Annotated in this window: 19 protein-coding genes; 12 read left to right on the top strand and 7 right to left on the bottom strand. The window is 59.5% G+C overall.

Features of this window, described 5'->3' with window-relative positions; all coding sequences use genetic code 11:
* Positions 1–8: 8 nt before the first annotated feature.
* Both ALQ04_RS15265 and ALQ04_RS15260 read right to left on the bottom strand, forming a co-directional pair.
* Positions 9–1385, bottom strand: coding sequence for an MFS transporter (locus ALQ04_RS15265; RefSeq protein WP_122316584.1), 1377 nt, complete (start codon positions 1383–1385; stop codon positions 9–11).
* A gap of 54 nt (positions 1386–1439) precedes the next feature.
* Complete coding sequence (locus tag ALQ04_RS15260; protein WP_122316583.1) at positions 1440–2783, bottom strand: glutamine synthetase family protein; 1344 nt, start codon at positions 2781–2783, stop codon at positions 1440–1442.
* A 280-nt stretch (positions 2784–3063) separates the two neighbouring features.
* Here ALQ04_RS15260 and vioA point away from each other — a divergent pair, with 280 nt between their 5' ends.
* The 3 genes from vioA (at position 3064) to ALQ04_RS15245 (ending at position 8463) form a co-directional block, all read left to right on the top strand.
* A complete protein-coding gene (vioA, locus tag ALQ04_RS15255) occupies positions 3064–4179 on the top strand; it encodes a dTDP-4-amino-4,6-dideoxy-D-glucose aminotransferase VioA (protein ID WP_122316582.1) in 1116 nt (371 codons plus the stop codon).
* A 2-nt stretch (positions 4180–4181) separates the two neighbouring features.
* Positions 4182–4907 (top strand): class I SAM-dependent methyltransferase, encoded by a 726-nt coding sequence (locus tag ALQ04_RS15250; protein WP_122316581.1) that lies wholly within the window; start codon positions 4182–4184, stop codon positions 4905–4907.
* Between the two features lie 73 nt (positions 4908–4980).
* Positions 4981–8463, top strand: a complete 3483-nt coding sequence (locus tag ALQ04_RS15245) for a glycosyltransferase (protein ID WP_122316580.1) — start codon at positions 4981–4983, stop codon at positions 8461–8463.
* A 45-nt stretch (positions 8464–8508) separates the two neighbouring features.
* Here the strand turns inward: ALQ04_RS15245 and ALQ04_RS15240 are convergent, their stop codons facing one another.
* The 4 genes from ALQ04_RS15240 to ALQ04_RS15225 form a co-directional block, all read right to left on the bottom strand.
* Positions 8509–9285, bottom strand: coding sequence for a dTDP-4-amino-4,6-dideoxyglucose formyltransferase (locus tag ALQ04_RS15240; RefSeq protein WP_259645018.1), 777 nt, complete (start codon positions 9283–9285; stop codon positions 8509–8511).
* Positions 9286–9410: 125 nt separating this feature from the next.
* Complete coding sequence (locus ALQ04_RS15235) at positions 9411–10103, bottom strand: sensor histidine kinase KdpD (RefSeq protein WP_122316579.1); 693 nt, start codon at positions 10101–10103, stop codon at positions 9411–9413.
* Positions 10100–11701 carry a tetratricopeptide repeat-containing response regulator gene (locus tag ALQ04_RS15230; RefSeq protein ID WP_122316578.1) on the bottom strand — a complete coding sequence of 534 codons (1602 nt, stop codon included), beginning with the start codon at positions 11699–11701 and terminating at the stop codon, positions 10100–10102. Before ALQ04_RS15230 ends, ALQ04_RS15235 begins: the two co-directional genes overlap by 4 nt.
* A 662-nt stretch (positions 11702–12363) precedes the next feature.
* Positions 12364–13038, bottom strand: a complete 675-nt coding sequence (locus ALQ04_RS15225) for a TIGR04211 family SH3 domain-containing protein (RefSeq protein WP_122316577.1) — start codon at positions 13036–13038, stop codon at positions 12364–12366.
* 334 nt (positions 13039–13372) lie between these two features.
* Between ALQ04_RS15225 and ppnN the strand changes: the two genes are divergently transcribed.
* Complete coding sequence (gene ppnN / locus ALQ04_RS15220) at positions 13373–14746, top strand: nucleotide 5'-monophosphate nucleosidase PpnN (protein ID WP_122316576.1); 1374 nt, start codon at positions 13373–13375, stop codon at positions 14744–14746.
* Positions 14747–14782: 36 nt separating this feature from the next.
* Here ppnN and ALQ04_RS15215 read toward each other — a convergent pair whose 3' ends face one another.
* On the bottom strand, positions 14783–15652 hold the full coding sequence (locus ALQ04_RS15215; RefSeq protein WP_122316575.1) for a helix-turn-helix domain-containing protein: 870 nt from the start codon (positions 15650–15652) through the stop codon (positions 14783–14785).
* A gap of 151 nt (positions 15653–15803) precedes the next feature.
* Between ALQ04_RS15215 and pobA the strand changes: the two genes are divergently transcribed.
* From pobA to ALQ04_RS15175, 8 genes are all read left to right on the top strand, one after another.
* Positions 15804–16988, top strand: a complete 1185-nt coding sequence (gene pobA, locus ALQ04_RS15210) for a 4-hydroxybenzoate 3-monooxygenase (RefSeq protein ID WP_122316574.1) — start codon at positions 15804–15806, stop codon at positions 16986–16988.
* A gap of 184 nt (positions 16989–17172) precedes the next feature.
* The gene (locus tag ALQ04_RS15205; RefSeq protein ID WP_122316573.1) at positions 17173–18501 is read left to right on the top strand and encodes an MFS transporter; all 1329 of its coding nucleotides are present in this window, start codon (positions 17173–17175) and stop codon (positions 18499–18501) included.
* A gap of 198 nt (positions 18502–18699) precedes the next feature.
* The gene (gene dapA, locus ALQ04_RS15200; protein WP_122316688.1) at positions 18700–19572 is read left to right on the top strand and encodes a 4-hydroxy-tetrahydrodipicolinate synthase; all 873 of its coding nucleotides are present in this window, start codon (positions 18700–18702) and stop codon (positions 19570–19572) included.
* A gap of 15 nt (positions 19573–19587) precedes the next feature.
* On the top strand, positions 19588–20757 hold the full coding sequence (locus tag ALQ04_RS15195) for an iron-containing alcohol dehydrogenase (protein WP_122316572.1): 1170 nt from the start codon (positions 19588–19590) through the stop codon (positions 20755–20757).
* Entirely contained in the window at positions 20754–22013 is a 1260-nt protein-coding gene (locus ALQ04_RS15190; protein WP_122316571.1) for a four-carbon acid sugar kinase family protein, read from the top strand. The genes ALQ04_RS15195 and ALQ04_RS15190 overlap by 4 nt, the downstream gene beginning before the upstream one ends.
* Entirely contained in the window at positions 22006–23028 is a 1023-nt protein-coding gene (gene pdxA, locus ALQ04_RS15185) for a 4-hydroxythreonine-4-phosphate dehydrogenase PdxA (RefSeq protein ID WP_122316570.1), read from the top strand. Before ALQ04_RS15190 ends, pdxA begins: the two co-directional genes overlap by 8 nt.
* A 67-nt stretch (positions 23029–23095) precedes the next feature.
* Positions 23096–24511: a sodium:solute symporter family protein gene (locus ALQ04_RS15180; protein WP_122316569.1), complete on the top strand. Its 1416-nt coding sequence runs from the start codon at positions 23096–23098 to the stop codon at positions 24509–24511.
* Positions 24498–25622, top strand: a complete 1125-nt coding sequence (locus tag ALQ04_RS15175) for an exo-alpha-sialidase (protein WP_122316568.1) — start codon at positions 24498–24500, stop codon at positions 25620–25622. The genes ALQ04_RS15180 and ALQ04_RS15175 overlap by 14 nt, the downstream gene beginning before the upstream one ends.
* Positions 25623–25644: the final 22 nt, after the last annotated feature.

The raw sequence follows: 25644 nt of genomic DNA, 5'->3' as shown, positions 1-25644 counted from the left end.
CCCCGCCATCAAGGCCGATCAATTTCCTCATCTGCGGCCACTTTTGCCGCCTTCACACTTGGCTCGACTTCAACCTCGTCCCTGACTTCGGGTTCGGGCTCAGGCTCAACTTCCGGCTCGACCGTGACCTGCATCTGATCCTGAACCACCTGCTCGTCAACCCGTGGATCAAGCGCTACAACCAGTGGAGAGCTGGACATGCTGTCCGGCATTGCCACGTGATGCAACGGCGCATCATCCACCTGATGCAGGTGCGTGACGGCTTTAGGCCGGATCAGCAGGGTCAGCGCCAGCGAGATGAAACTGACGAACGCATAAAGCATGTTGCTGCCGAACGCCTTCATCAACGCACCGGCGACCAGCGGGCCGATACTGGCCCCGATCCCGAAGGTCATCAACAGCATGGCAGTCAATGAAACGCGGCGCTCGCCCTCGACGTGGTCGTTGGCGAAGGCCACCGCCAGTGGATACAGGCTGAACTGCACCAGCGACGCAATGAAGCCGACTACCAGCAGCATCGTCAGCGGCATGCTCGGCAACAGCGCCAGCGGCAAGGCTGCCAGCGCCAGAATCCCCGCGAAAGCGCGCATCAGCTGCGCCCGGTCATAGCGATCCGACAACAGTCCCAGCGGCCACTGCACCAGCAGCCCGGCCAGAATACAGAAGCCCATGAACATACCGACATGCTCGGTCGACAGCCCTTGCTGGGCGGCATACAGCGGTGCCAGGCCATAGAAGGCGCCGACGATCAGCCCGGAAGCCAGAACCGTGGTCAACGACTGCGGAACCCGATTCATGAAGAATCGCGGTTCCAGCGGCGCCGGACGCAGCGGCGCCGGGTGAATGCTGCGAGTCATGGCGACCGGCACCAGACACAAGGCAAAACACATTGCGATCAGCATCAGCAGTTCCGGCCCAAGCCCGGGATGCACCACCAGAATCAACTGACCGAGGACCAGCCCCAGATACGAGGCAATCATGTAGCCGCTGAAGACCATGCCTCGCTGACGTGCCGCCGCCTGCTCGTTCAGCCAGCTCTCGACGACCATGTACTGACACATCATTCCCAGGCCGACGATCATGCGCAGGAACAGCCAGGCCGGCAGCCAGTTGATCAAGCCCAGGCCCAGCACGGCCGCACCGACAATACCGGCGCAAGTCGCATAGGCGCGAATGTGCCCCACCCGGCCAATCAGACGGTGCCCGACCTTGCCGCCCAGCACCAGACCGAAATAGTTGGCCGCCATCATTGCGCCGATCCACAGGCCGTCCACCTCGTCGGCCGCCAGCCGCAAGGCCAGATAGGTACTTAGCAGACCCGACCCGATCAGCATCATCAGTGAAGCGAAATACAGACCCCGAAAAGATTTCCAGATTTGGCGCATGAACATTCCAAAAATAAAGAACTGCCCGAACGGGCAAGTCTAAAACAACGGTTTCTAAACCTGGGCAGCCAACACACGCCGCTCCCAGGGGGTTATTTCATCGAAAAAGCTGGTCAGCTCCAGGGTCTTCGAGGCGATGTAGCCTTCGATAAAGACCTGACCAAACAGTTCCTTGGCCAACGAACTGCGCTTCAGACGCTTCAGGGCGGCGTGCAAGGTACATGGCAAGGCCAATTCCTGCGGCACAACAATGTCGCCCCGGACTGGCGCCGTCGGCTCCAGCCCTTGCGCGATCCCATGCAGACCCGCAGCCAGGCTTGCGGCAATCGCCAGATAAGGATTGGCATCGGCACCCGGCAGGCGATTTTCCACCCTTCTGGCCTCGGCCGCACTGGCAGGAATGCGTAACCCTGCACCACGATTGTCGTGGGACCAACAGGCATTGTTGGGCGAGGCGTAAGGATGAAACAGACGCTGATAGGAGTTCACGTTAGGCGCAAACAAGGCAGTGAACTCGGCAAGGCAGGCCTGCTGACCACCAATGAAATGCCGGAAGATATCGGTAGCCTGCCCCTGCTCATCATTGAACACATTCCGTCCCGACGCCAGGCTCACCACGCTCTGGTGAATGTGCATCGAACTGCCCGCCGTCTGCGCCAGCGGCTTGGCCATGCAGACCACAGTCAGGCCATGCTTGAGAGCAACTTCCTTCAGCAGGTGCTTGAACAGAAAGGTCTGGTCGGCCAGCAGCAGCGGATCGCCGTGCAACAGATTGATCTCGAACTGGCTGACGCCCATCTCGTGCATGACGGTATCGCGCGGCAGATCCAGCTCTGCCATGCAGCGATAGACTTCACTGAAGAACGGGCGCAGGCCGTTATTGGAACTGACGCTGAATGCCGAATGGCCGTCCTCACGCCGACCATCCAGCCCCACTGGCGGCACAAAGGGCCGGGCAGGATCAGGGTTGGGCGCCAGGACAAAAAATTCCAGTTCGGTGGCCACCACCGGCGCCAGGCCGCGCTCGGCATAGCGGGCAATCACCGCCTTGAGCTGTGCCCGTGTGGACAGCTCGCAACCCTCACCGCTCAGGTCATCGGCATCGCAGATTGCCAGAGCACGGGCTGGCTCGCTCCAGGGCAAACGGTGGATCTGCTGTGGATCGGCAACCAGAGCGAGGTCGCCATCATCGCTGCCGTAAAAGTGCGCCGGCGGGTAGCCGCCCATGATGCATTGCAACAACACGCCACGGGCCATCTGCAGGCGACGTCCTTCCAGGAAACCGGCAGCGCTCATCACCTTGCCGCGGGGCACGCCATTGAGATCGGGTGTAACGCACTCCACCTCATCGATGCCCGTCAGCAGTTGCTCAAGCGAACGGGAGTCATTGCAGGTCATCGCTCAATCCTTTGATTGTCATCGGGGCCGCCTGGCGGCAATTCGCACAAAATACGCATCGGGCCTGCGGAATATCAAGTATTGAAACGCCTTGTCGACAGGGTCACAACCCGCACGCAACGGATCCGGGCACAGCATTCTTGGCCGACTTCTTGCTTTTACCATCGGCAAAACAGTTCGGCTGCCATTTTTATGTCAAAAGCCCCTTTCACTATCAGGAAGGCGTCAATAAATGTCCTGCCGGGCAGCAATCATCTGCGATACGAGTAGAGAACTCTCCATGAGCGCATCGATTCCTGTAACTCGTCCCCTGTTACCGCCGCTTGAGGAGTTCATTCCCTACCTCGAACAGATCTGGCAAAGCCACCAACTCACCAACGGTGGTCCGTTTCACCAGCAACTCGAAAAAGAGCTGGCCGAATACCTCGGCGTCCAGCACCTGTCGCTGTTCTCCAACGGCACCCTGGCGTTGATGACTGCCATCCAGGCCTTGCGGATCAAGGGCGAAGTCATTACCACGCCCTACTCCTTCGTCGCCACTGCGCACTCTCTGCTGTGGAATGGTCTGACTCCGGTCTTTGTCGATATCGATCCGAATACCTACAGCCTGGACCCGGACCGCATCGAAGAGGCCATCACTCCGGCAACCACGGCGATCATGCCCGTGCACTGCTACGGCATTCCCTGCGATGTGGACCGCATCCAGCAGATCGCCGACCGTTACGGCCTGAAAGTCATCTACGACGCGGCCCATGCCTTCGGCGTGCAATACCGTGGCGAAAGCCTGCTCAACCATGGCGATCTTTCGGTCCTGAGCTTTCACGCCACCAAGGTGTTCAACACGTTCGAGGGCGGCGCCATCGTCAGCCCGGATGCGAAAACCAAACAGCGCATCGACTACCTGAAGAACTTCGGGTTCGCCGATGAAGTCACTGTGGTTGCGCCCGGCATCAACGGCAAGATGAGCGAAGTGAATGCCGCTTTCGGCCTTCTGCAGTTGCAACACATCGACCAGGCGCTGCTCAAGCGCCAGCGTATCGACGAACGCTATCGCGATGCACTGGCCACGGTGCCGGGAATCGACATCGTCTGGCAGAGCAGCGAAAAGCACAATTACTCGTACTTCCCGGTTCTGGTCAGGAAAGAGTTCGCAGTTTCCCGCGACGCTCTGTACCAGCGCATGCGCGACCACAACATCCTCGCCCGTCGCTATTTCTATCCGCTGATTTCGACCTTCCCGATGTACAGAGGCCTCGATTCGGCCAAGCCCGATCGCCTGCCCATCGCCACCGACCTGTCCAACCAGATCCTCTGTCTGCCCATTTTCGACAGCCTCACCGATGAAGCCTTCGACAGCATCATCGACGTGATCGTCACTGCAAGTAATGAGAACTAAACATGCGAACGTGCCCGGTCTGCTCATGTCGTTTTCCGAACTTCTACCCGCTGGGTAGAACCTATCTGGAAGCGGCCCACCGCTTGAACGTCCATTACTCGATGGAAGATTACGAAACACTGAATGTCGGCCAGTACAGTTGCCCGGAATGCGCGGCCTCCGACCGCGACCGGCTCTACGCACTGTTTGCCATGCACATGCTCAACAACCCGGACGGCACGCTACTGCGCATCCTCGACATCGCGCCCGCGCCGGTGCTGTCAAAGTTCCTGCGCAGCCTGCCCAATGCCCGCTATCGCTCGGCCGACCTGTTCTCGCCCATGGCCGATGACAAGGTCGACATCATGGACATGAACATCTATGCCGACGAATCGTTCGACTTCATCGTCTGCTCCCACGTCCTCGAACACGTGCGTGACGATGCCCGGGCCATGTCCGAGCTGCACCGCGTGCTGGCCAAGGGCGGCGCAGCCATTCTGATGGTGCCGGTACTGCTGAGCGCAACCGAAACCCTGGAAGATCCGGACGAAGAAAACGTGGACGAACGCTGGGCCCGTTTTGGCCAGGACGATCATGTGCGTATGTACGCCAAACACGACTTCATTTCGCGTCTGGAAACCGCCGGATTCCAGATCGATGCACTGGGTACGCAAGCCTTCGGTGACGGGGTATTCAAACAGCACGGCATCACCGAGCAATCGGTTCTGTACATAGGCCGCAAGTGCTGAGCAAACCTTGCCGACGCGCACCGGGCCGCTTGAGCGACCGGTCCTCCCTACTCTCTTCACATGTGGTATTGCGATGAGCTCATCACGCCTGGTCAGTATTGTTATCCCGGCTTACAAGGCCACTTTTTTCGAGACCGCGCTGGCTAGCGCGATCAGCCAGAACCACGACGATGTTGAAATCGTCATCTGCGACGATTGCCCGACCGAGGCCATCAAGGAAATCGTCGACAAGCTCAGCCCCGGCAGTCGCTGGCCGATCCGCTACGAGAGAAACCCGGTTGGCCTCGGTGAAGAGCACAACGGTGCCCGCGCGATCAGCCTGGCCCGCGGCCAGTTCATCAAGTTTCTGTACGACGACGACATTCTGGTACCCGACTGCGTCCGCTTGCTCTTCGATGTGCTGCACGACAGCCCAGACATCAAGATGGCCTGCGCCACCCGCAAACTGGTGGATGACAGAGGCCAGTTCATGCAGGACAACATGGCCACGCGCAATCCGTTCGGCCGCAATGTGGTGATCAATGGTCCGGAACTGGTGTCGTTCATTGCCCAGTACCCGATCAACTTCATTGGCGAACCCAGCTCGGTGATGTTCCGTCGCGAAGATGCCCTGGTGTTCGGCAAGGAAATCATGTCGCTGGGTGGAATATTCATCTGGGGACTGGCGGACGTCGCGCTGTATGTGAAGTTGCTTCGTCAGGGCAACCTGGCGATGCTTGCCCGTCCGCTGTCGTACTTCAGGGTTTCCGATCAGCAGAGCAGTGAAGTCTGCCGCACCAACCCGGAACTGCCGAGGCAGCGTCGTGCCGACTATCAGCGGTTCACCCGCGAGTCTGGCTGGGTGCGTCCGGAAGAACAGAACCGCACGGTCAAGATCGCCCCGCTGTCCCAGCGCGACAATATCCAGGAACTGGATCTGGTTGCCTATTTCGACCGGCGCCCGGAAGATCAGCGGCGCAACCAGCAGGTCGCCAGCTGGCTGGGAACACGCAGGCTCAGTGCCGCGCAACAGAGCCTCATCAAACAGCATCTGCACGATCATGACGGCGGTCCGAGCATCGCGATTGTCGTGTCAGACTTCAATCAGCACCCCGAAGGCGTGCTGAGCACCGTGCAGAGCCTTGCCGGTGAATCGCAATTGCTGGACAAGCTCAAGGTCTTCATCCTCGCCGATTACGACAGGTCGAATCAGACACCTCTGCAAGCCCAGCTACCCTGGTTGAGCGCCAGCGCCCAGGACCGTGCCATGGTCATCAATGAGCTGATGGCAGAGAATCAACATGACTGGTGGCTGCTGGTAGACGCCGGCGTCACCTTCACGCAAAGCGGCCTGCTGTGCGCGGCAATGAAAACGATCGAGGCACCGCAGGTCTGCGCCGTGTTCGGCGATGAAGTCGCCCTCGATGGCCAGGCCGGTGCCAGCCTCGGCCTGCGCCCGGAGTTCAGCCTCGACTACCTGTTGGCCAACCCTTCGGCAACCAGTCGCAACTGGCTGTTCAGCAGAGAGAAAACCCTGTCGGTAGGTGGCTTCAATCAGGATCATGTCCAGGCCATGGAGCTGGATCTGATCCTGCGCATGATCGAAAACCCGGGCTTTACCGAGTTTGCCCATGTCGCCGAACCGCTGGTGGTCGCGCCACTGGCCCAGCCGCAGTACAACCACGACGAGATTCGCACGCTGCAGCGCCACCTGTTCGCTCGTGGCTACGCTGACAGCCAGATCCAGACCACCGAGTCGGGACATTACCGGATCACTTACGGTCACGCCGAACAGCCGCTGGTCTCCATCATTATCGGCTCGCATGATCGACTGGACACGCTGCTGCCCTGCGTAGAAGGCGTCCTGGAAAACACGACCTATCAGAATTATGAAATTCTGATCAGCGATAACAACAGCCAGTCAGCGCAAACCCTGGAATGGCTGGCCGGTATCGATTCGCTGCAATCGGACAAAATCCGCGTCGTGCATCATCAGCAAACGCTGAGCCACTCGGCACTGATCAACAGCGCTGCTCAACAGGCACGGGGCGAATACCTGCTGCTACTGGCCGACAATGCCCAGGTCCTGCACAAGGACTGGCTGGACAATCTGCTCAATCATGCCCTGCGCTCCGAAGTCGGTGTCGTCGGTGCAAAAATCCTTGGCGCAGACGGCAACCTGGCCAACGCCGGCATCATTGTCGGCCTGCAGGGCACGGCACAGGCAGTTACTGGCGGCGAACCAGCCGCGTCGGCATCGGTTACGCCACGCCTGAACACCGAGCAGAACTACAGCGCGGTCAGCGGTGCATGCCTGATGGTACGCAAGTCGCTGTATGACGAAATCCAGGGCCTGGAAGAACATCTGTTCCATCAATACTTCAACGACGTCGATCTGTGCCTCAGGGTTCGCGATGCCCAGCATCTGGTGGTGTGGACGCCGCATACCCTCATCAAGCTGCGCTCGGCCCCTCAGGACAACGATCCAGAAGCCATGGACTTCGCCCGTCGTGCACTGCATCACCGCTGGCTGCACTACATGGCCTGGGACCCGGCCTACAACACCAACCTGAGCCTGCAGGCGACAAGCTTTGTCACCCAAAGCAACCCGCAACAGGCCTGGCGCCCGCTGATCCATCGCCCGTTGCCCGTGGTGCTAGTGCAAGCGGATGACAGCCATGCCGCCAGCCGCATCACTCAACCATTGCAACTGCTGGGCAGCCATCTGGCTGTCGACGCAATCCTGAGCAACAGCCCGCTGTCGCTGCCGGAAATCGCCCGACTGAGCCCGGACAGCGTGGTGCTTCAAGGCCCGATAACCCCGGCGCAGATCGATGCAATCGGCTCGATCAAGGAACACACCAATGCGCGGGTCACCCTTGATCTGCCCCGCTATCCGGAAGGCGTCGAATCGGTATCGTCATTGCGTAGCGCCCTGGAACTGGTGGACACCGTGACCGTCCCGACCCGGGCGCTGGCCGACCTTATCCAGGGTGCACATGCCAACATTCAGGTGATTGCAACCCGATTGTCGCCGGATATCTGGCTGAACATGCCAAGCCAGCGACAAACCCGCGACAAGCCGCGAGTGGGCTGGGTCGCAACAGCCGATCAGCAGGCAGAACTGCTGATGCTCTCCGGCGTGATCAAGGCTCTCGCCGACAAGGTCGAATGGGTGATCATGGGACCATGCTCACGCTGGTTAAGACCGTATATTCATGAGCTGCGTGCACCGGTGGAAGGTGGTCTGTATCCGCAATTGCTCGCCAGCCTGAATCTGGACCTGGTGCTGGTACCTGCCGAATCGAACCTGACCAACCAGAGCAAAAGCCCGGTATCCCTGCTTGAATTTGGTGCCTGTGGTTATCCGGTTATCTGCAGCGATGCGCTGTGCATCGAAGGCAACCTGCCGGTGACCAGAGTCAGTAATGAAACCTCGGCCTGGATAGCGGCTATCGAAGCGCACATCAACCAACCGGGCGAATGCGCGCGTCTTGGGGATCAACTCAAGCGTGAAGTGCTGGAAAACTGGATGCTTGATACGCCGTCCCTACAGGACTGGCAGAACAACTGGTAAAGCCTGGCTTGAGTGTCGAGGCACCCCATAGACGGGGTGCCTTGTTCAGGCTTTATCCAGTACAACCCGGATAAAATACTTCTCGCCCAGTTCATCGTGGAAGTAGGCATTCTTGAAGTTGCCGTGCGAGGTGGCACGCAACAGATTGATATGGTCGCGCAACGAACCGACTTCATCCAGGTTCAACTCGCACAACTCGTTGTAATCCTTGATCCCGTTGTAATTGCCTTCCGCCAGTGGCTTGAATACTTCATAGCCACCTTGCAGGATGCGCGGCAGGTACTCACGCATGAGTTCTTTCTCGGCCTCGATCACTTTGTTGTAGACCTCGAGCGAAGTTTCACCCGAGCCCACCGTGACCGGCTTCTGGGCAATGATGTGACCGTGGTCGATATCTTCGTCCATGAGGTGAATCGTTGCACCCACAGGCAGCCCGTTGAGAATCGAAAAGGCCTGGGGATACCAGCCACGATTGAACGGATTGAAGCCGGGATGAAAGTTGATGCAGCGCACGCCTTCGACCAGCCGCTTGGGAAACAGCTGCTTGCAGTGAACACTCAGAACCAGGTCGTAATGGCCAATAATGAAGTCCACTACTGCGTCATCTTTTACGTTGATCTCGAGCGCGCCAATATCAATCATGCCCTGGGGCGTCTTGTTATATGACGTATACCTTAGATCCAGTTCGACCGTTAACGGATCAGCCAGGCTTTCAAGGCACTCAATCAACGCGGCAGAAAGGGGCTGATTATCGGAAACAACCAACAGTCTGACTTCCGACTTGCGCCCCGAAACGGAGTGATTGCTTTCTGTCAACTTCACGGATTTTATCCATATGCCAGTTAAACTGCAGAGTGCGGCAAAAATATAGCAGCGACTTCCAGACAGGCGCAAGGCGCGCCCCGTGGGCTGCTACTCACTCAAGCACAGGCATTACGCAGCGCCATTCACGGCAGGAACAGACTGAACCTGGCGCCGCCCAGCAGACCGCCATTGGCAATCTCGATACGTCCGGGCACACCATTACGCTCATGCAGGCGAGCGATATGCGCGGCGAAGTAAAGGCCAAGACCGGTGCTGCCGCTGCTCTGGTTGATGCCCTGAACATAATCGGCCTGATGCTCGATCATGTGCGCCGGATAGCCAGGACCGTCGTCATTGATGACGATCTTCAACTGCCCGTCCTCTTCGCCCGCGCTGATCACAATCTCTTCGCGGGCAAAACGGATGGCGTTGACGATGATATTGGCGACCACCGAACCGATCAGCTCGCGGTCGAAAAAGCCCAGCGGGCTCAAGGCATCGATTGCACAGTTGGCGGTAATGCCACGACTGGCCAGCACTTCCTGATGATGCGCCAGTTGCGCCTCGATGAAATCATCCAGTTCGTGGTAGTCGGGACGCAGAGGCAACTGGTTGACGCCCAGCTTGTAGATTCCGAGCAACTGCACCAGCATGCCGTTGAGGTTGGCGAACTCGTAATCGATGACGCCATGCTCGGGCGCACTGCGCTGCTCGCTGGGCAGTTGCGCCAGCCACTCGCTGTGGGCCTGGGTCAGGGTCGCCAGGGAGTTCTTCATGTCGTGGACAGTGGAAGCGATCACCATCGAGAAATCGAGTCCGTTCTCTTTATCACTCATGCGCCAAACGCCCTTTCCTTGAGTTTCTGATAACGCTCGTACCGTGGATCGCTATCGGGCATCTTGCCGACCATTTTCAGGCTGGCACGACATTCTTCACGCCCGGCTTCGCCCAGGTTCTGGCCTGGATGCAGCAAGGACTGCGCCATGTTCAGCGCAATACTGATGTTCTTGGGCTGCAAGGCCAGGGCGCGACGGAACAGATCCTGTGCCTCGCTCAGGTTGCCGGCCTTGTAGCTGCGCACGCCTTGCAGGTTGAGATCGATGGCGGCCTTGTTGGCGCCCAGAATCTCTGGATCATCGGTCATGGAGGCGATGTTTTTCATGACAGTCGGGTCATCGCCGTAGATTTCCGCACAGTTCTTGAGCACACCGGCGCCCGCGTCTGCCTGGCCCAGTTGCTTGAGCTGGGTAGCGACCACCAGCGCCGCTTCCGCACTGAGGAACTGTGCCATGCCGTCCAGGCGCGTCATGGCCTGCTCGGTGAGTTTGGCTGCGGCTTCAGGGTCCGAATGCTGCAGACTGGCGGCTTTCATCAAGCGGGTACGCACCTGCAGGCCTTCGTCCTCGCCGTGTTCCTTGGCAACGTCGCCCAGGGCATTGTTGATTTCAATGCGGGCACGCGCATCCAGCCCTTGATCGCCACCCTTGCTGATCAGCGCGTGCGCCAGACCGAGGTTGGTTTCAGGGTCCTTGAAACGCGAATGCTGGCCCTGGGAAACCGCCTGGCGATAAGCCTTGGATGCACTCTCGAAATCTTCGTTACCCAGCGCCAGCTTGCCCAGCAGCTTTTGCCGACGCACTGCCAGCGGTGACAGGCGCACGGCATTTTCCAGCACGCTCTGAGCACGTTTGACATCGCCACGGGCAACGAGCACTTCGGCCAGGCCGTCGAACAGCGCGGGCATGGTCGGAAACGCCTTGATGGCCTGCTCGAAAACCGCCTGGGCTTCGGTCACCTTGCCACGCTTGAGCAGCAGGTTGCCCAGTGCGCCATACGCCCAGGGCGTGGCGCGGTCGGCCAGGATGGTCTTGAGGAAGCTTTCCAGCGGTTCGTTCTGATTCAGGTCGCGCAGGGCATCGGCCTTGTAGCGCAGACACAACGGCGCAAAGCGCGGGTCCTGCTGGATCAGGGTGTTGCAGGCCGCCAGCACCTCGGCGGGCTTGCGCCGGTCGAGCGCTTGCAGGATCGGCTTGAGCAGGGTCTTGCGCTGCACCAGCTTTTCCAGGCGCTGGGCCAGACCGGCACGGTTGAAGGGCTTGGTCAGGTAGCCATCGGGCTCCCACTCAAGAGCACTCATGACCATGGCCTGGCTGTTCTCGGCAGTGACCATGATAAAGACGCTTTCGTAGCTCAGGAGTCTTTCGACCATCAGGTCTTCGAGCACTTGCTGGCCGTTCTTGCGGCCATCACCCAGGTTGAAGTCATGCAGGACGAAGTCATAGCGCTTTTGCGAGCACATGCGCAGGGCTTGTTCGCCGGTGTCGGCCGTATCCACTTCCTTGACGCCCAGTTCGCGCAGCATCGATCTTACCGAGCTGCGGAAATCGGAAAAGTCGTCGACGATAAGAAAGCTCTTTTGGTTGTACGCCAGCATCCAGATTCCTGTCTTGCAGTGGGTGAAAATGTGCGTCTAAAAACCTGAAAACGCTTTATTCCGGGCTTTGTAAGCAACTTTCAGGGTGAGCATGATAACTAATGGCTAGATGCCATTAAACATTTTTCCACGCGCGGAATTGTTTCCGCTATCTGCCAGCCTAGTTGGCGAGACTTTCCAGTTTTTCGACCGGGGCTGAAGAAACTATAGTGCGATCATTCACTTAAGCATGTGCAGGATTGCCCGGAATGAGAAGCAGGGAGAATAAATAGCGCTCTTTCGCGGATGATTACCACCCCGTGGGAGCGAATTCATTCGCGAAAAACGGTATTTCCAGGATGTAGTGGCCTCTCTGGATTCAGTGGTACAGGCGCCGCAGATCGCGACGTTGGTGAAGGCTGAGTGGAGGCAGTTATCCGCACCGGGCCATGGGGGGCGATTGTGGCGACCGCCGGATCACTGCCGGAACAAAGGAACCCCGCCACAAGGCGGGGCCGAACCCGGAGCAGTGGCTTTGGTTACTTTGGCCGTAACCAAAGTAACGCGCCGTAAGGATGCAAGGCGACCCTGACTCAAACGGTTAGTCAAAGAACAGGCACGCTCAACTGAGCATATCCAGATTATCTGTCCATGCTAGAGCTGCAAAAATGCTGGCCATGGCCTCAAACCCAACCGTCGTTACGCTTGCGACTACGTGTCATCGACGGCAGGATCAGGCCGACCAGCAGGCCAATACCGGCAATGCTGCCACCGTAGACCATGTAGCGCATCATGACTTGCTTGTTCTCGTCTCCCAGGCGGGCCTGGGTTGTACGCAGTTCGGCCTGGGTGTCGGCCAGTTCGGTGCTCAGTGCCTGGCTGCGGGCTTCGAGTTCATCGATGAGTTTCTTGCGCGAATCCAGAGTTTCCTGCATGCCCTGCACACGGGTTTTCCAGGTATTGTCGATGTTCGCCAGTTGCCCGGTGAGCTGCCCGACCTGTTCGGTCAATTGCGGCACCCGTTCCGCCGGACCGGCAACTTCCTGCAGATCGCTGCTGAGGATCCAGACAGTGCTGCCGCCCTCGCCGCGCACCTGGCTGTAATTGCCTTGAGTGCCGAGCAGATCGACCTTTTCTCCGGACTTCAGGGTACCGACGATACGATGCCCATCGGTAGGGCCACTGCGCACATAGGTGCTCAAGTGGTCGCTGACCCAGCGATCGTTTTCCGCAGCCTGGGCATGCACAGGGGTCAAAACAGCAAATACGCTGCCGAGCAGGCCAGCACCGAGAAGGCGACGAGAAGAATTGAAGAGGACAGGTGCACGAGCAACCAATGCAGAAAGATGACGAGACATGGCAATGATTATCTTTGTCTGAAATAAGAAATTAAGACCCTGAGGCTCCTGACCTTGTGGTCCGTCGAGTGAGTCCATCAGCTAACAGACCTTGAGAAAGGGGTCAGGTTCACTGCTGGCCTGCATAGCGTCAAAATTCAGCCATATGGCACAAGGCCCGTTATTGGTTGATTTCAAAAGGTTTCAGGCATGCGACTATGCTCAATACAGCGACTGTGGTGCACAGTGTTTGCTTTCCCGTCCACGTGCCGTAGAGAATACGGCCAGGCGTGAACGTCATCGATGCTCACCATCCTGATGCAACTGCGGCTGCATCGCTCTAATGGAAAATAGAATGATCCCAAGACAAGTGATTAACGCCTCGGTCAGCCCAAAAGGCAGCCTCGAAACCCTTTCCCAACGTGAAGTGCAGCAGCTCAGCGCTGCCGGCTCAGGCAGTACCTACACGCTTTTCCGCCAGTGCGCCCTGGCCATTCTCAACACTGGCGCGCATGTCGACAACGCCAAGACCATCCTTGAAGCCTACGAGAATTTCGAGGTTCGCATTCACCAGCAGGATCGCGGCGTGCGCCTGGAACTGCTCAACGCTCCGGCAGATGCCTTCGTCGATGGCGAAATGATCGCCAGCACCCGGGAAATGCTGTTCAGCGCCCTGCGCGATATCGTCTACACCGAAAGCGAACTGGACAGCCAGCGCATTGACCTGAGTGATTCCCAGGGCATCACCGACTACGTATTCCATCTGCTGCGCAACGCCCGCACCCTGCGCGCAGGTGTCGAGCCGAAGATGGTGGTGTGCTGGGGCGGTCATTCGATCAACACCGAAGAATACAAATACACCAAGAAAGTCGGCCACGAACTGGGCCTGCGCAGCCTGGACATCTGCACCGGCTGCGGCCCCGGCGTAATGAAAGGCCCGATGAAAGGCGCGACCATTGCCCATGCCAAGCAGCGCATCAATGGCGGCCGCTATCTGGGCCTGACCGAACCGGGCATCATCGCCGCCGAAGCGCCAAACCCCATCGTCAACGAGCTGGTGATCCTGCCGGATATCGAGAAACGCCTGGAAGCCTTCGTACGGGTCGGCCACGGCATCATCATCTTCCCGGGCGGCGCTGGTACGGCCGAGGAGTTCCTGTACCTGCTCGGCATCCTGATGCATCCGGACAACAAGGATGTGCCGTTCCCGGTAATCCTCACCGGGCCGAAAAACACCGAACCGTACCTGCAACAGTTGCATGCCTTCGTCGGTGCCACCCTGGGCGAAGCCGCACAGAAACACTACCAGATCATCGTCGACGATCCGGCAGAAGTGGCACGGGTGATGACCCGCGGCCTGAAGGACGTCAAACAGTTCCGCCGCGAGCGCAACGATGCCTTCCACTTCAACTGGCTGCTCAAGATCGAGGAAAGCTTCCAGCACCCCTTCGATCCGACCCATGAGAACATGGCAAAACTGCAACTGAACCATGACGTGCCGCCTCACGAACTGGCAGCCAACCTGCGTCGGGCGTTCTCCGGCATCGTGGCCGGCAACGTGAAGGACAAGGGCATTCGCCTGATCGAAGAACATGGTCCTTACCAGATCCATGGCGACCCGGCGATCATGAAGCCGCTGGACAAACTGCTGCAGGCCTTCGTCGAACAGCACCGCATGAAGCTGCCCGGTGGCGCAGCCTATGTGCCGTGTTATCAGGTAGTGACGTAAGTACCAACGGGGCGCCTGCAAGGCGCCCCGTTGGTTTCAGCGCTGGAGACGAAACTGCCGCGGAGACAGCCCCGTCGCCCGTTTGAAGAAGCGCGAGAAATACGCGGGCTCGGAAAACCCCAGGCTGTCGGACACCTGATTGATGGTCATGGTGGTGTAGACCAGGTTGCGCCTGGCCTCCAGCAGCAAGCGCTGGTTGATGATCTGCAAGGCCGACTGATCGCTCAGGCGGCGACACAGGGCATTGAGATGCGCGGCGCTGATGCCCATCTTCTGCGCATGTTGCTCGATGGGCCAGTGTTCCCGAAAGCTCGACTCCAGTTGGTGCATGAACACCTGCAAATGCTCGCGCCCGCGATCCGGTGCCTGCACAGCCTGATGTGCCTGCTCATTACTGCGCCGGTTGAGCCAGACCATCAATACATTGATCAATGACTGCAACATCAGGTCGCGCCCCGAGCAAGGCTGTCGGTACTCGGCGGCAATCGCGCTGAACAGCGTGTCCACATAATGACTGTCGGCGCCCAAGGCATAGCATTGCGCACTGCTCAGCAGCGAAGTCTCCAGAGCCGTCTCCAGTTGCTCCACCAGAGGCCTGGCCAGACTGAGGATGTGACCCTGAATGTCCTCGCAGAACTTGAAAGTGTGCACACTCAGCGCCGGCACTACTTGCAGCGAAGGCGTGTCGACCTGACTGAGCGTGTCTTCGACTTTCAGCACCGCCTGCCCCGACTGCACATACAGCAATTGCACCAGATCACTGTGCCGGTGAGGCTTGATCTCCCATTCATGCATCTGGCTGCGCTCGGGAATCGATTCGCAGTGGATCAGGTCCGGCGTCGGCCAGGCCGCCGTCTCGCCATAAAGCTTGAATACCGGAATCGCAACGGGCGTTGTTCTGGGCATGGCGTGCTCCGCTTAAACCCTCGAAAAGTCCAGATAATGCGCTGGATATTGCCTTCTTATGCCCTGCACATCCATTAAAAATACAGGAGACAAAAACAAAGACATCTCACCGGCCCCGGGCTGGCAGGGATCACCAGACAGGACAAGAACAATGAAAACCCAAGTCGCAATCATCGGCTCAGGCCCGTCCGGGCTGTTGCTGGGCCAACTGCTGCAACGTGCCGGCATCGATAACGTCATCATCGAACGCAAGGACCCCGAATACATTCTTTCCCGCATCCGCGCCGGCGTACTTGAGCAAGGTATGGTCGACCTGCTGCGCGAAGCCGGCGCCGGTGAGCGCATGGACGCCGAGGGCCTGATTCATGATGGTTTCGAGCTGGCTTTCGATGGACGCTGCGAACGTATCGACCTGAAAACCCTGACCGGCGGCAAGACGGTCATGGTGTATGGCCAGACCGAAGTCACCCGCGACCTGATGCAGGCTCGCTCGGCAGCTGGTGCCACGACTTTTTATGACGCCGAAGACGTTCAGCTTCACGACCTGAAAAGCGGGCGCCCTTTCGTAACCTTCAACAAGAACGGCGAAACCCTGCGCCTGGAGTGCGACTACATTGCCGGTTGCGATGGTTTTCACGGGGTTTCCCGGCAATCCATTCCTGCGGACAGCCTGAAGGTGTTCGAGCGTGTCTATCCGTTTGGCTGGCTCGGTGTGCTGGCCGACACACCACCGGTCAACGAAGAGCTGGTGTACGCCAACCATCCACGCGGCTTTGCCCTGTGCAGCATGCGCTCGGCAACCCGCACCCGTTATTACGTGCAGGTCAGTGCCGATGAGAAAGTCGAGGACTGGTCGGATCAACGTTTCTGGGAAGAACTGAAAACCCGGCTTCCCGAACATCTGGCCGAACGGCTGGTCACCGGCCCTTCCATCGAGAAAAGCATTGCACCCCTGCGCAGCTTTGTGGTGGAGCCCATGCAGTACGGCCAACTGTTCCTGCTCGGCGATGCCGCGCATATCGTCCCGCCGACCGGCGCCAAGGGTCTGAACCTGGCAGCCAGCGATGTCAGTACGCTGTACCGGATCCTGCTCAAGGTCTATCAGGAAGGCCGCGTGGACCTGCTGGAAAAATACTCACAGATCTGCCTGCGCCGGATCTGGAAGGCCGAGCGCTTTTCCTGGTGGATGACTTCGATCCTGCACAACTTTCCCGGCACCGATGACTTCAGCCAGCGAATCCAGCAGACCGAACTGGATTACTACGTGGGCTCGGAATCCGGGCGCAGGACCATTGCCGAAAACTATGTGGGATTGCCCTACGAAACCATCGAATGATAAAGCCTTCCCACAGACTGTATTGGCTCCCACTGCGTAGGTACCTCCATCGCCAGTTGTGCAATCTCACAACAAGCACCTCGCCCGGCAGTGCAAACCGCCAAAGAGTTTTTGTTGCCAGCCCCATAAGATCGAGCGTTACGGCACGCTGTATAAAAACAACAAGCACTGAGGATTCACCGCCATGTCCAACCCATCGATCCGGGATGCTGGCGACGTCGAAGGCAATCATGTCTACCGTCGCATCACCCTGCGCCTTATCCCCTTCATCTTTATCTGCTACCTGTTCAACTATCTGGATCGGGTCAACGTCGGCTTTGCCAAGCTGCAGATGCTCGACGCCCTGAGTTTCAGTGAAACGGTCTACGGCCTGGGTGCCGGGATTTTCTTCATCGGTTACGTGCTGTGCGGCCTGCCTAGCAATCTGGCGCTCAACCGTTTCGGGCCACGGCGCTGGATCGGGCTGATGATGATTACCTGGGGCACGTTCTCCACCTGCCTGCTGTTTGTCACCACGCCGATGGAGTTCTATGTCCTGCGCTTCCTGACCGGCATGGCCGAAGCCGGGTTCTTCCCCGGTATCGTGCTTTACCTGTCGCGCTGGTACCCGAACCAGCGTCGCGGCCGGATCATGGCGCTGTTCATGTCCGCCATTCCGGTTTCAGGCCTGCTGGGCGGGCCATTCTCCGGCTGGATTCTCAACCACTTCGCCGCCGGTCAAGGCGGCATGGCCGGCTGGCAATGGATGTTTCTGATCCAGGGCCTGCCGACCGTTGCCCTGGGCGTGATGGCGTTCTGGTTGCTGTGCGACAAGGTCGAAGATGCACGCTGGCTGACACCTGAACAGCGCCAGCGGGTCAAATCCGATATCACTGCCGACGAACTCGGCCGTCCGGTCATCGCCGAGAAGACCTCTCCCCTGTCGGTGCTGACCATGCCGTTCATCTGGGTATTGGGCTTTATCTACTTCTGCATCCAGAGTGGCGTGTATGCGATCAACTTCTGGCTGCCATCGATCATCAAGAACCTGGGGTTCAGCGATGCGCTGGTGATCGGCTGGATCAGCGCCGTGCCGTATCTCATGGCTGGCGTGTTCATGTTGCTGGTGGGCCGCTCGGCGGATCTGCGCAACGAGCGGCGCTGGCATCTGGTGGTGCCGATGCTGATGGGCGCACTCGGCCTGATCATCGCCGCCAACTTCGCCACGGTGCCGGTCATCGCCATTCTGGGCCTGACCATCGCCACCATGGGCGCCTTGACCGGCCTGCCAATGTTCTGGCCGCTGCCCACCGCCCTGCTCAGCGCCAGCGTTGCAGTGGCTGGCCTGGCACTGATCAACTCGATCGGCCAGATGGCCGGCTTCCTCAGCCCATACCTCGTAGGCTGGATCAAGGACCAGACCGGCTCCACCACCATGGCGCTGTATTCCCTGGCCGGCCTGACCATCGTCGGCAGCCTGGTGGCCCTGCGGATCAGCCGCCAGCCAAGTGCCAAGGCAACCGCCGCAGCGTAAATCCTTGCTGAAACATCAAAAGCCAGACCCAGTGTCTGGCTTTTGTATTTACGGCTCCGCTACATCAACGGCATTGATCGTTTCCCTCCTTGATTCCCTTCTCAATCGCACCTTTTGAAAAAATCGATCAAAAAACCTTGCGACAAATGATCGATTCAATCACTATCAAGCCACTAACAATAAAACGAGACTATGGCCATGCAATTTCGCGGCATCATTCCAGCTCTGGTCACGCCCTTTACCGCAGACCAGCAACTCGATGAACAAGCCCTTCGCGGCCTGATCGAAAACCTTCTGCAAGCTGGTGTCCACGGGCTTTTCGTGCTGGGCACCAACGGCGAGTTCTTTACCCTTTCCGAATCCGAAAAGCTGAAAATTGCACGTATCACCGTCGAAGCGGCAGCCGGACGTGTGCCTGTGGTCGTGGGCACTGGCGCTTTCGCCACTCACGAAGTGATTGAAATGAACAAAAAAATGATCGATGTGGGCGCCGATGCCCTGTCCATCATCACGCCTTACTTCAATGCCATCAGCCAGTCAGAGCTGATCAAGCATTACAGCGCGATTGCCGATGCCTCCGAGCTGCCGCTGATGATGTACAACATCCCGGCCAAGACCGGCATGTCGATCGGCATTGGTGCCGTGGCAACCCTCAGCCAGCATCCGAAGATCAAAGGCATCAAGGACAGCGCCGGCAATTTCGACGCATTGGTGCAGATGATGAAGTACCGCAGCGACGATTTCGCGGTGTTCGCCGGCACCGACTCGCTGATCTACTGGAACCTGCTGGCCGGTGGCGATGGCGCTATCGCGGCGACCGCCAATGCCGTGCCGGATCTGGTGATGTCGATCTGGAACAACTTTCAGGCTGGCAATCACGACGCCGCCCGCGCCGCTCAGGAAGCCCTGCGCCCGCTACGCGATGCCTTCGCGCTGGGCACCATGCCCGTGGTGCTGAAAACCGCGACGCAACTGCTCAATGTCCCGGTCGGCCCGTGCCGCGCTCCGGTCCAGCCGCTCGATGCCGCGGCGCTGGAAAAACTTCAGGGCCTGCTGGCCGTGTACCGCTAAGTCGGAGGTAATCCCATGTCCGCCACCTACCACTTCCAGACCGTGAAACATGTGGTTCACGGCCCGGGCAGCCTTGATCTGCTCGCCGAGAAACTGCCGTTGCTGGATGTCACTCTCAAATCGGTGGTGCTGGTCACCCAGAACGCCATGCACAATCTGGGCGTGACCCAGCGCGTCATTGAACAGCTCCGTGCGCAGAATATCAGCGTGCACATGCTCGATAACGTCGAGATCGAGCCGACGCTGGAAAACATCGAACGGGTATTCCGGGAAGACGTTGCGCCCCACGCGCCCGACGCACTGATCGCGATTGGCGGCGGCAGCGTACTGGATGCCGCCAAGCTGTTCGCGGTGATGCTGACCAACGACACACCACTCAAGGATCTGCTGGGCATCGACAAGGTCGCTCATCCGGGCAAGCCCATGGTGCTGGTGCCAACCACGTCGGGCACCGGTTCGGAAGTCACTCCCAACGCCATCGTTACCCTGCCGGATGAAGAGCTGAAAATCGGCGTGGTAAGCCGTCACCTGTTGCCGACGCTGGTGCTGCTCGACCCGCTGCTGACCCTGAGCCTGCCGCGCCCGATCACTGCCGCCACCGGGATGGATGCCTTCACCCATTCGCTGGAATCCTTCATTTCCACCAAGGCCAATCCGATCAGCGATGCCTTTGCTCTTGAGTCCATGCGCCTGATCGCCGGCAGCATCGTCGAGTCCTACCAGCAACCGCAATCGGTTCGGGCACGCGGCGACATGTTGCTGGGTTCGATGTACGGCGGCCTGGCGCTGACGGCTGCCGGAACCGCAGCGGTGCATGCACTGGCCTATCCGCTGGGCGGCAAGTTCCATGTCACCCATGGCGTAGCCAACGCCATGCTCTTGCCGCATGTCATGGCCTTCAATCTGGACAGTTGCGCCGAACGCCTCAAGCGCGCCGCGCTGGTGTGCGGTCTGGCCAGCCAGGAAGACAGCAATGAAGTGGCGGCCAACAAGCTGATCGAGCAGATCCGTCAATGGACCCAGGTCCTGAACATTCCGCAGAACCTGCGTGATTTCGGCGTGGCAGAGGAGCACCTGCCAGACATGGCCGTGGCGGCCTCCAAGGTCACCCGACTGATGACCAACAATCCCAAGCCGCTGAGCCTGGACGATATTCAGCAGTTGTACCGGTGCCTGCTGCCATGAATCGCGCCGACTTTCCCGGCCTGTTGATCCTCGCCGACGATCTGTCGGGGGCCGCCGACTGTGCAGCCGACTTTGCCACGCGCATCGACACCCGGGTGGTGCTGACGCCTGCCGGTTTGCTGGCGGCTGGCGTGGTCAGCATAGATGTGGATTCACGTCGTCTTTCGCCTCAGCAGGCCGCCGAGCAACATCGTGCAGTGCTGCGCCGCCAACAGGCGACAACGATGGCGCTGTACAAGAAGATCGACTCGACTCTGCGCGGCAATATCGCCAGCGAAATCGACGCACTCCAGCAAGTGCGCGGCATGGCGCTGGTGGCACCGGCCTTCCCGGACATGAAGCGCATCACCCGCCAGGGCGTGCAATTGATCGACGGTGTGCCGGTGGATCAAAGCGATGTGTGGCGTAACGAAAACCTGCAAGGCACCAGCAATCTGCTGGAAATGCTGCTCACTCAGGGCTTGCGCACCCAATGGCTGGGCCTGGATGAACTTCGCGACAGCAATGCTCTGCAGCAGACCCTGCGCACGGCGCTGGAAAACAATGTGCAGGCGCTGGTCTGCGATGCCGAACTGGACAGCGATCTGCAGCAACTGGCCGAAGTGTCGGCCCAGTGGCATGAAGAACTGTTCTGGGTCGGTTCGGCAGGTCTTGCCCGACACTTGCCCAAGGCTCTGGGGCTTGCAGCGGCCAGCGCCATCCAGGTCACGCCCAGCTCTCCGGTGCTGACCGTGGTCGGCAGCATGTCCCGGCACTCTCAGGCCCAGGCCGAAACACTGGCGCATTCCAGCCCGCAATACTGCCTGACCGTGTCGCCGGCCACCTTGCTGGACAGCAACACCGAAGCCGAACGCCATGCGCTGCAACGACAATTGAAAGAGCGCTTGAGCGCCGGTCACGACGTGCTGGTGCGTCTGGACCAGCAACAACGCAATCCGGCACAGGCTGCCGCCTTGAGCGATGCATTGGCCCAGTGGCTGGCCCCGGCCCTGCCCGATGCCGGATCGCTGATCGCCACCGGTGGTGAAACTGCCCGGGCGATTCTGCTTGAGGCCGGCATCGAACACATGATGTTGCTGGGCGAAATCGCCACCGGCGTGGTGCTGTCCCAGGCGCAACTTGCCGGGCGCAGCCTGAACGTGGTGACCAAGGCCGGTGGCTTTGGCCAACCCGACACCCTGCTCGAAGCCTGGCGACAGCTGCACGAACCGCTCCCGACCGGCACCCCCTTCAAAGAGGAAACTCCCTATGTCTGAACGTCCTGTCATTGGTATCACCATGGGCGACGCCGCCGGGGTGGGTCCGGAAATCATCATGAAAACCCTGACCCACGCTTCGGTCTATGAAACCTGCCGTCCGCTGGTGATCGGCGATGCCAGACGCCTGGAAGATGCCAGCCGCATTGTCGGCAGCAATCTGCGCGTCAACAGCATCGCCAGTCCGGCCCAGGCGCGCTTCGCCCAGGGCGTAGTGGATTGCATCGATCTGGGGCTGATCCCCGAAGACCTGCCTTACGGCAAGTTGTCGCCCATCGCCGGGGATGCAGCCTTTCGCTATATCGAACGCACCGTGCAACTGACCGAAGCCGGTGAGCTGGACGCGATCTGTACGGCGCCGCTGAACAAGGAAGCGCTGCATGCGGGCGGGCATATCTTTCCCGGGCATACCGAAATGCTCGCGCACCTGCTGGGTGTGGAGGAAGTGTCGATGATGCTGATGACCCCGATCCTGCGGGTCATCCACGTCACTACCCATATCGGCATCATCGACGCCATCGCCCGCATCGAACCGGGCCTGGTGAAGCGCACTATCGAACGCGCCCGGGAAACCCTGACCCGTGCCGGTATCGAGAACCCGCTGATCGCGGTGTGCGGCATCAATCCCCACGCCGGGGAAAACGGTCTGTTCGGCTACGGCGAAGAGGCCACCAAGATCCAGCCCGCCATCGACGAACTGCGTGCCCGCGGCTGGCGTGTCGAAGGCCCGCTGCCGGCCGACACGCTGTTCTTCCGCGCCGGGCGTGGCGACTTCGATGCGGTGGTCGCCATGTACCACGACCAGGGTCATGGCCCGGTCAAGGTCATGGGCCTGGAAGCCGGCGTCAACGTGACCATCGGCCTGCCGGTGATCCGCACTTCGGTCGACCACGGCACCGCTTTCGACATTGCCGGCAAAGGCATCGCCGACGAGCGCAGCCTGATCGAAGCCCTGCGCCAGGCTGTCGAGCTGGCGACCCGTAAACGCGACACCCGCAATTCCATCGCCGTCTGAGTACACCTGCGAACAAAGACGTGCGGCACCCATAACGCGCCAAAAAAACAATAATGGAGCGATACCGATGGATACCTTCAACACGCAAGACACCACGATCATCGTCGGCATGGTGATCGTCTATATCGCAATCACCACCTGGATGAGCATGCGCATGCGCAGCAAGACCAGCGAGCAATATATGGTCGCTGCCAGGACCATGCCTGCCGTCATCGTCGGCATCTTGATGATGTCCGAATTCATCGGCGCCAAATCCACGGTCGGCACCGCACAGGCGGCCTTTGAAAGTGGCTTCGCTGCCTCATGGTCGGTGATCGCCGCCGCCATCGGCTTCCCGCTGTTCGGCCTGTTGATGGCCCGCAAGCTGTACAGCTCCGGGGAGTTCACCATCTCCGGCTTCATTGCCAAGAAATACGGTACGTCCACCAAGCTCGCGGTATCGATCATCATGATCTACGCACTGTTGCTGGTGAACGTCGGCAACTATGTCAGTGGCGCGGCGGCCATCGCCACGGTGCTCAAGATCAACCTGACCACCGCCGCTTTCATTACCGCGATCATCAGTACCCTGTACTACGTGTTCGGTGGCCTGAAGAGCGTGGCGTACATGAGCATCCTGCATACCGGGGTGAAATACCTCGGGGTGATGATCGTTCTTGGCGTGGCGCTGCACATGACCGGTGGTTTCACCCCGGTGATCCAGAACATGCCGGAACACTATTTCACCTGGGATGGCACCATCGGCGGGTCGAAAATCATGGCGTGGATCATCGGCACTGTCGGTGCGATCTTCTCCACCCAGTTCATCATTCAGGCGATCTCTTCCACCCAGAGCCCTGATGCAGCCCGTCGCTCGACCTTCTATGCCTCGCTGCTGTGCATCCCTATCGCACTGGCGCTGGGCTTCATCGGTGTCGCCTCCAAGTACCTGCACCCGGACATGAGCAGCCTCTACGCGCTGCCGGTATTCCTGCAATCGATGAGCCCGGTGATGGCCGGTGTAGTGACCATTTCGCTGGTCGCCTCGATCTTCGTCAGCGTCAGCACCGTGGCCCTGGCCATTGCTTCGCTGGTGGTCCGCGACTTCTACGTACCGTGGCGCAAACCTTCGGTGGATCAGGAGTTCAAGACCACGCGCCTGATTGCCCTGGTGATCGGTTTCGTACCTCTGTTCTTCGTGTTCTTCGTCCCGGAAATCCTTAACCTGTCGTTCTTCACCCGTGCCCTGCGCCTGTCGATTGCGGTGGTCGCGATGATCGCCATCTACCTGCCCTTCTTCGGTTCGGGCCGTGGCGCGACACTGGGTCTGGTCGCTTCGGCGATTACCACCAGCGTCTGGTATCTGTTGAACAACCCTTATGGCATCGACAACATGTATATCGCTCTGGTGACACCGGCCATCGTGATTGCCATCGAACACCTGCTGCCCAAATCCGCCCAGGCCAAACGCCAAGACGCCGAGGTTCCCAATGCCAACCAATGACCTGCGCCAGGACGCTTTCCTGCCGACGCCCTACGCCCAGAACCATGCCGCCAACCTGCATGAACTGGCCGACGGTACGCTGCTGTGTACCTGGTTTGCCGGAACCCAGGAAGGCATGGCCGACATCTTCGTCCTGCTGTCACGCCGCGACCCGCACACCGGGGTCTGGAGCGAGCCGGAAAAGATGTCCGAAGACGCCACCCGCTCGGAGCAGAATCCGATCCTGTTCCAGGCACCCGGCGGGCCGCTGTGGCTGATCTGGACCGCACAGATTTCCGGCAATCAGGAAACCGCGATCATCCGCCGTCGCCTGTCTCGGGATCAGGGCAAGACCTGGGGCAGCATCGAGACGCTGTTCGATGAAGCCGGTACCTTCGTACGCCAACCACCGGCGGTGCTGGACAACGGTGACTGGCTGCTGCCGGTCTGGTACTGCATCACCGGGCCTGGCGAAAAGTGGATCGGCAACCATGACGTCAGCGCCGTGATGATTTCCAGCGATCAGGGCGTTACCTGGTCGCGGCATGACGTGCCGGACAGCACCGGCAGCGTGCACATGAACGTCCATCAACTACCTGACGGCAGTCTGCTCGGGCTGTTTCGCAGTCGCTGGGCCGACTTCATCTACAGCAGTCGCTCGAATGATCGTGGCCGCACCTGGAGCGTGCCCGCGCCAACCGAGCTGCCGAACAACAACTCGTCGATCCAGTTCGTCAGGCTGGCCACCGATGAGCTGGCGCTGGTCTACAACCCGGTCAGTGCCGAAGGCCATGCCCAGCGTCGCGCCTCGCTGTACGACGAGATCGAGGACGAAGGCGATGATCGAGTCACACCCGGCGCGCGCAGCGACGGCAAGGTCGCCATCTGGGGGATTCCCCGCGCGCCGATGAGCCTGGCGGTCTCGCGGGACGGCGGCCACACTTGGCCGACCCGTCTGGATATCGAGCTGGGCGATGGCTTCTGCATGACCAACAATTCACAGGAAAAGCTCAATCGCGAGTTCTCCTACCCCAGCATCATTCAGGCGACCGATGGTAGCCTGCATGTCGCCTTCACTTACTTCCGGCAGAAGATCAAGCACGTGCACCTGCCGCTCAATGCCATTCGCTGACAGTCTGGCGCCGGCTTGCAGG

Origin of the sequence: Pseudomonas cichorii, from assembly GCF_003700275.1 — a bacterium.
Classification (GTDB): domain Bacteria; phylum Pseudomonadota; class Gammaproteobacteria; order Pseudomonadales; family Pseudomonadaceae; genus Aquipseudomonas; species Aquipseudomonas cichorii_B.
This window is presented reverse-complemented; position numbering and strand designations above follow the sequence as displayed.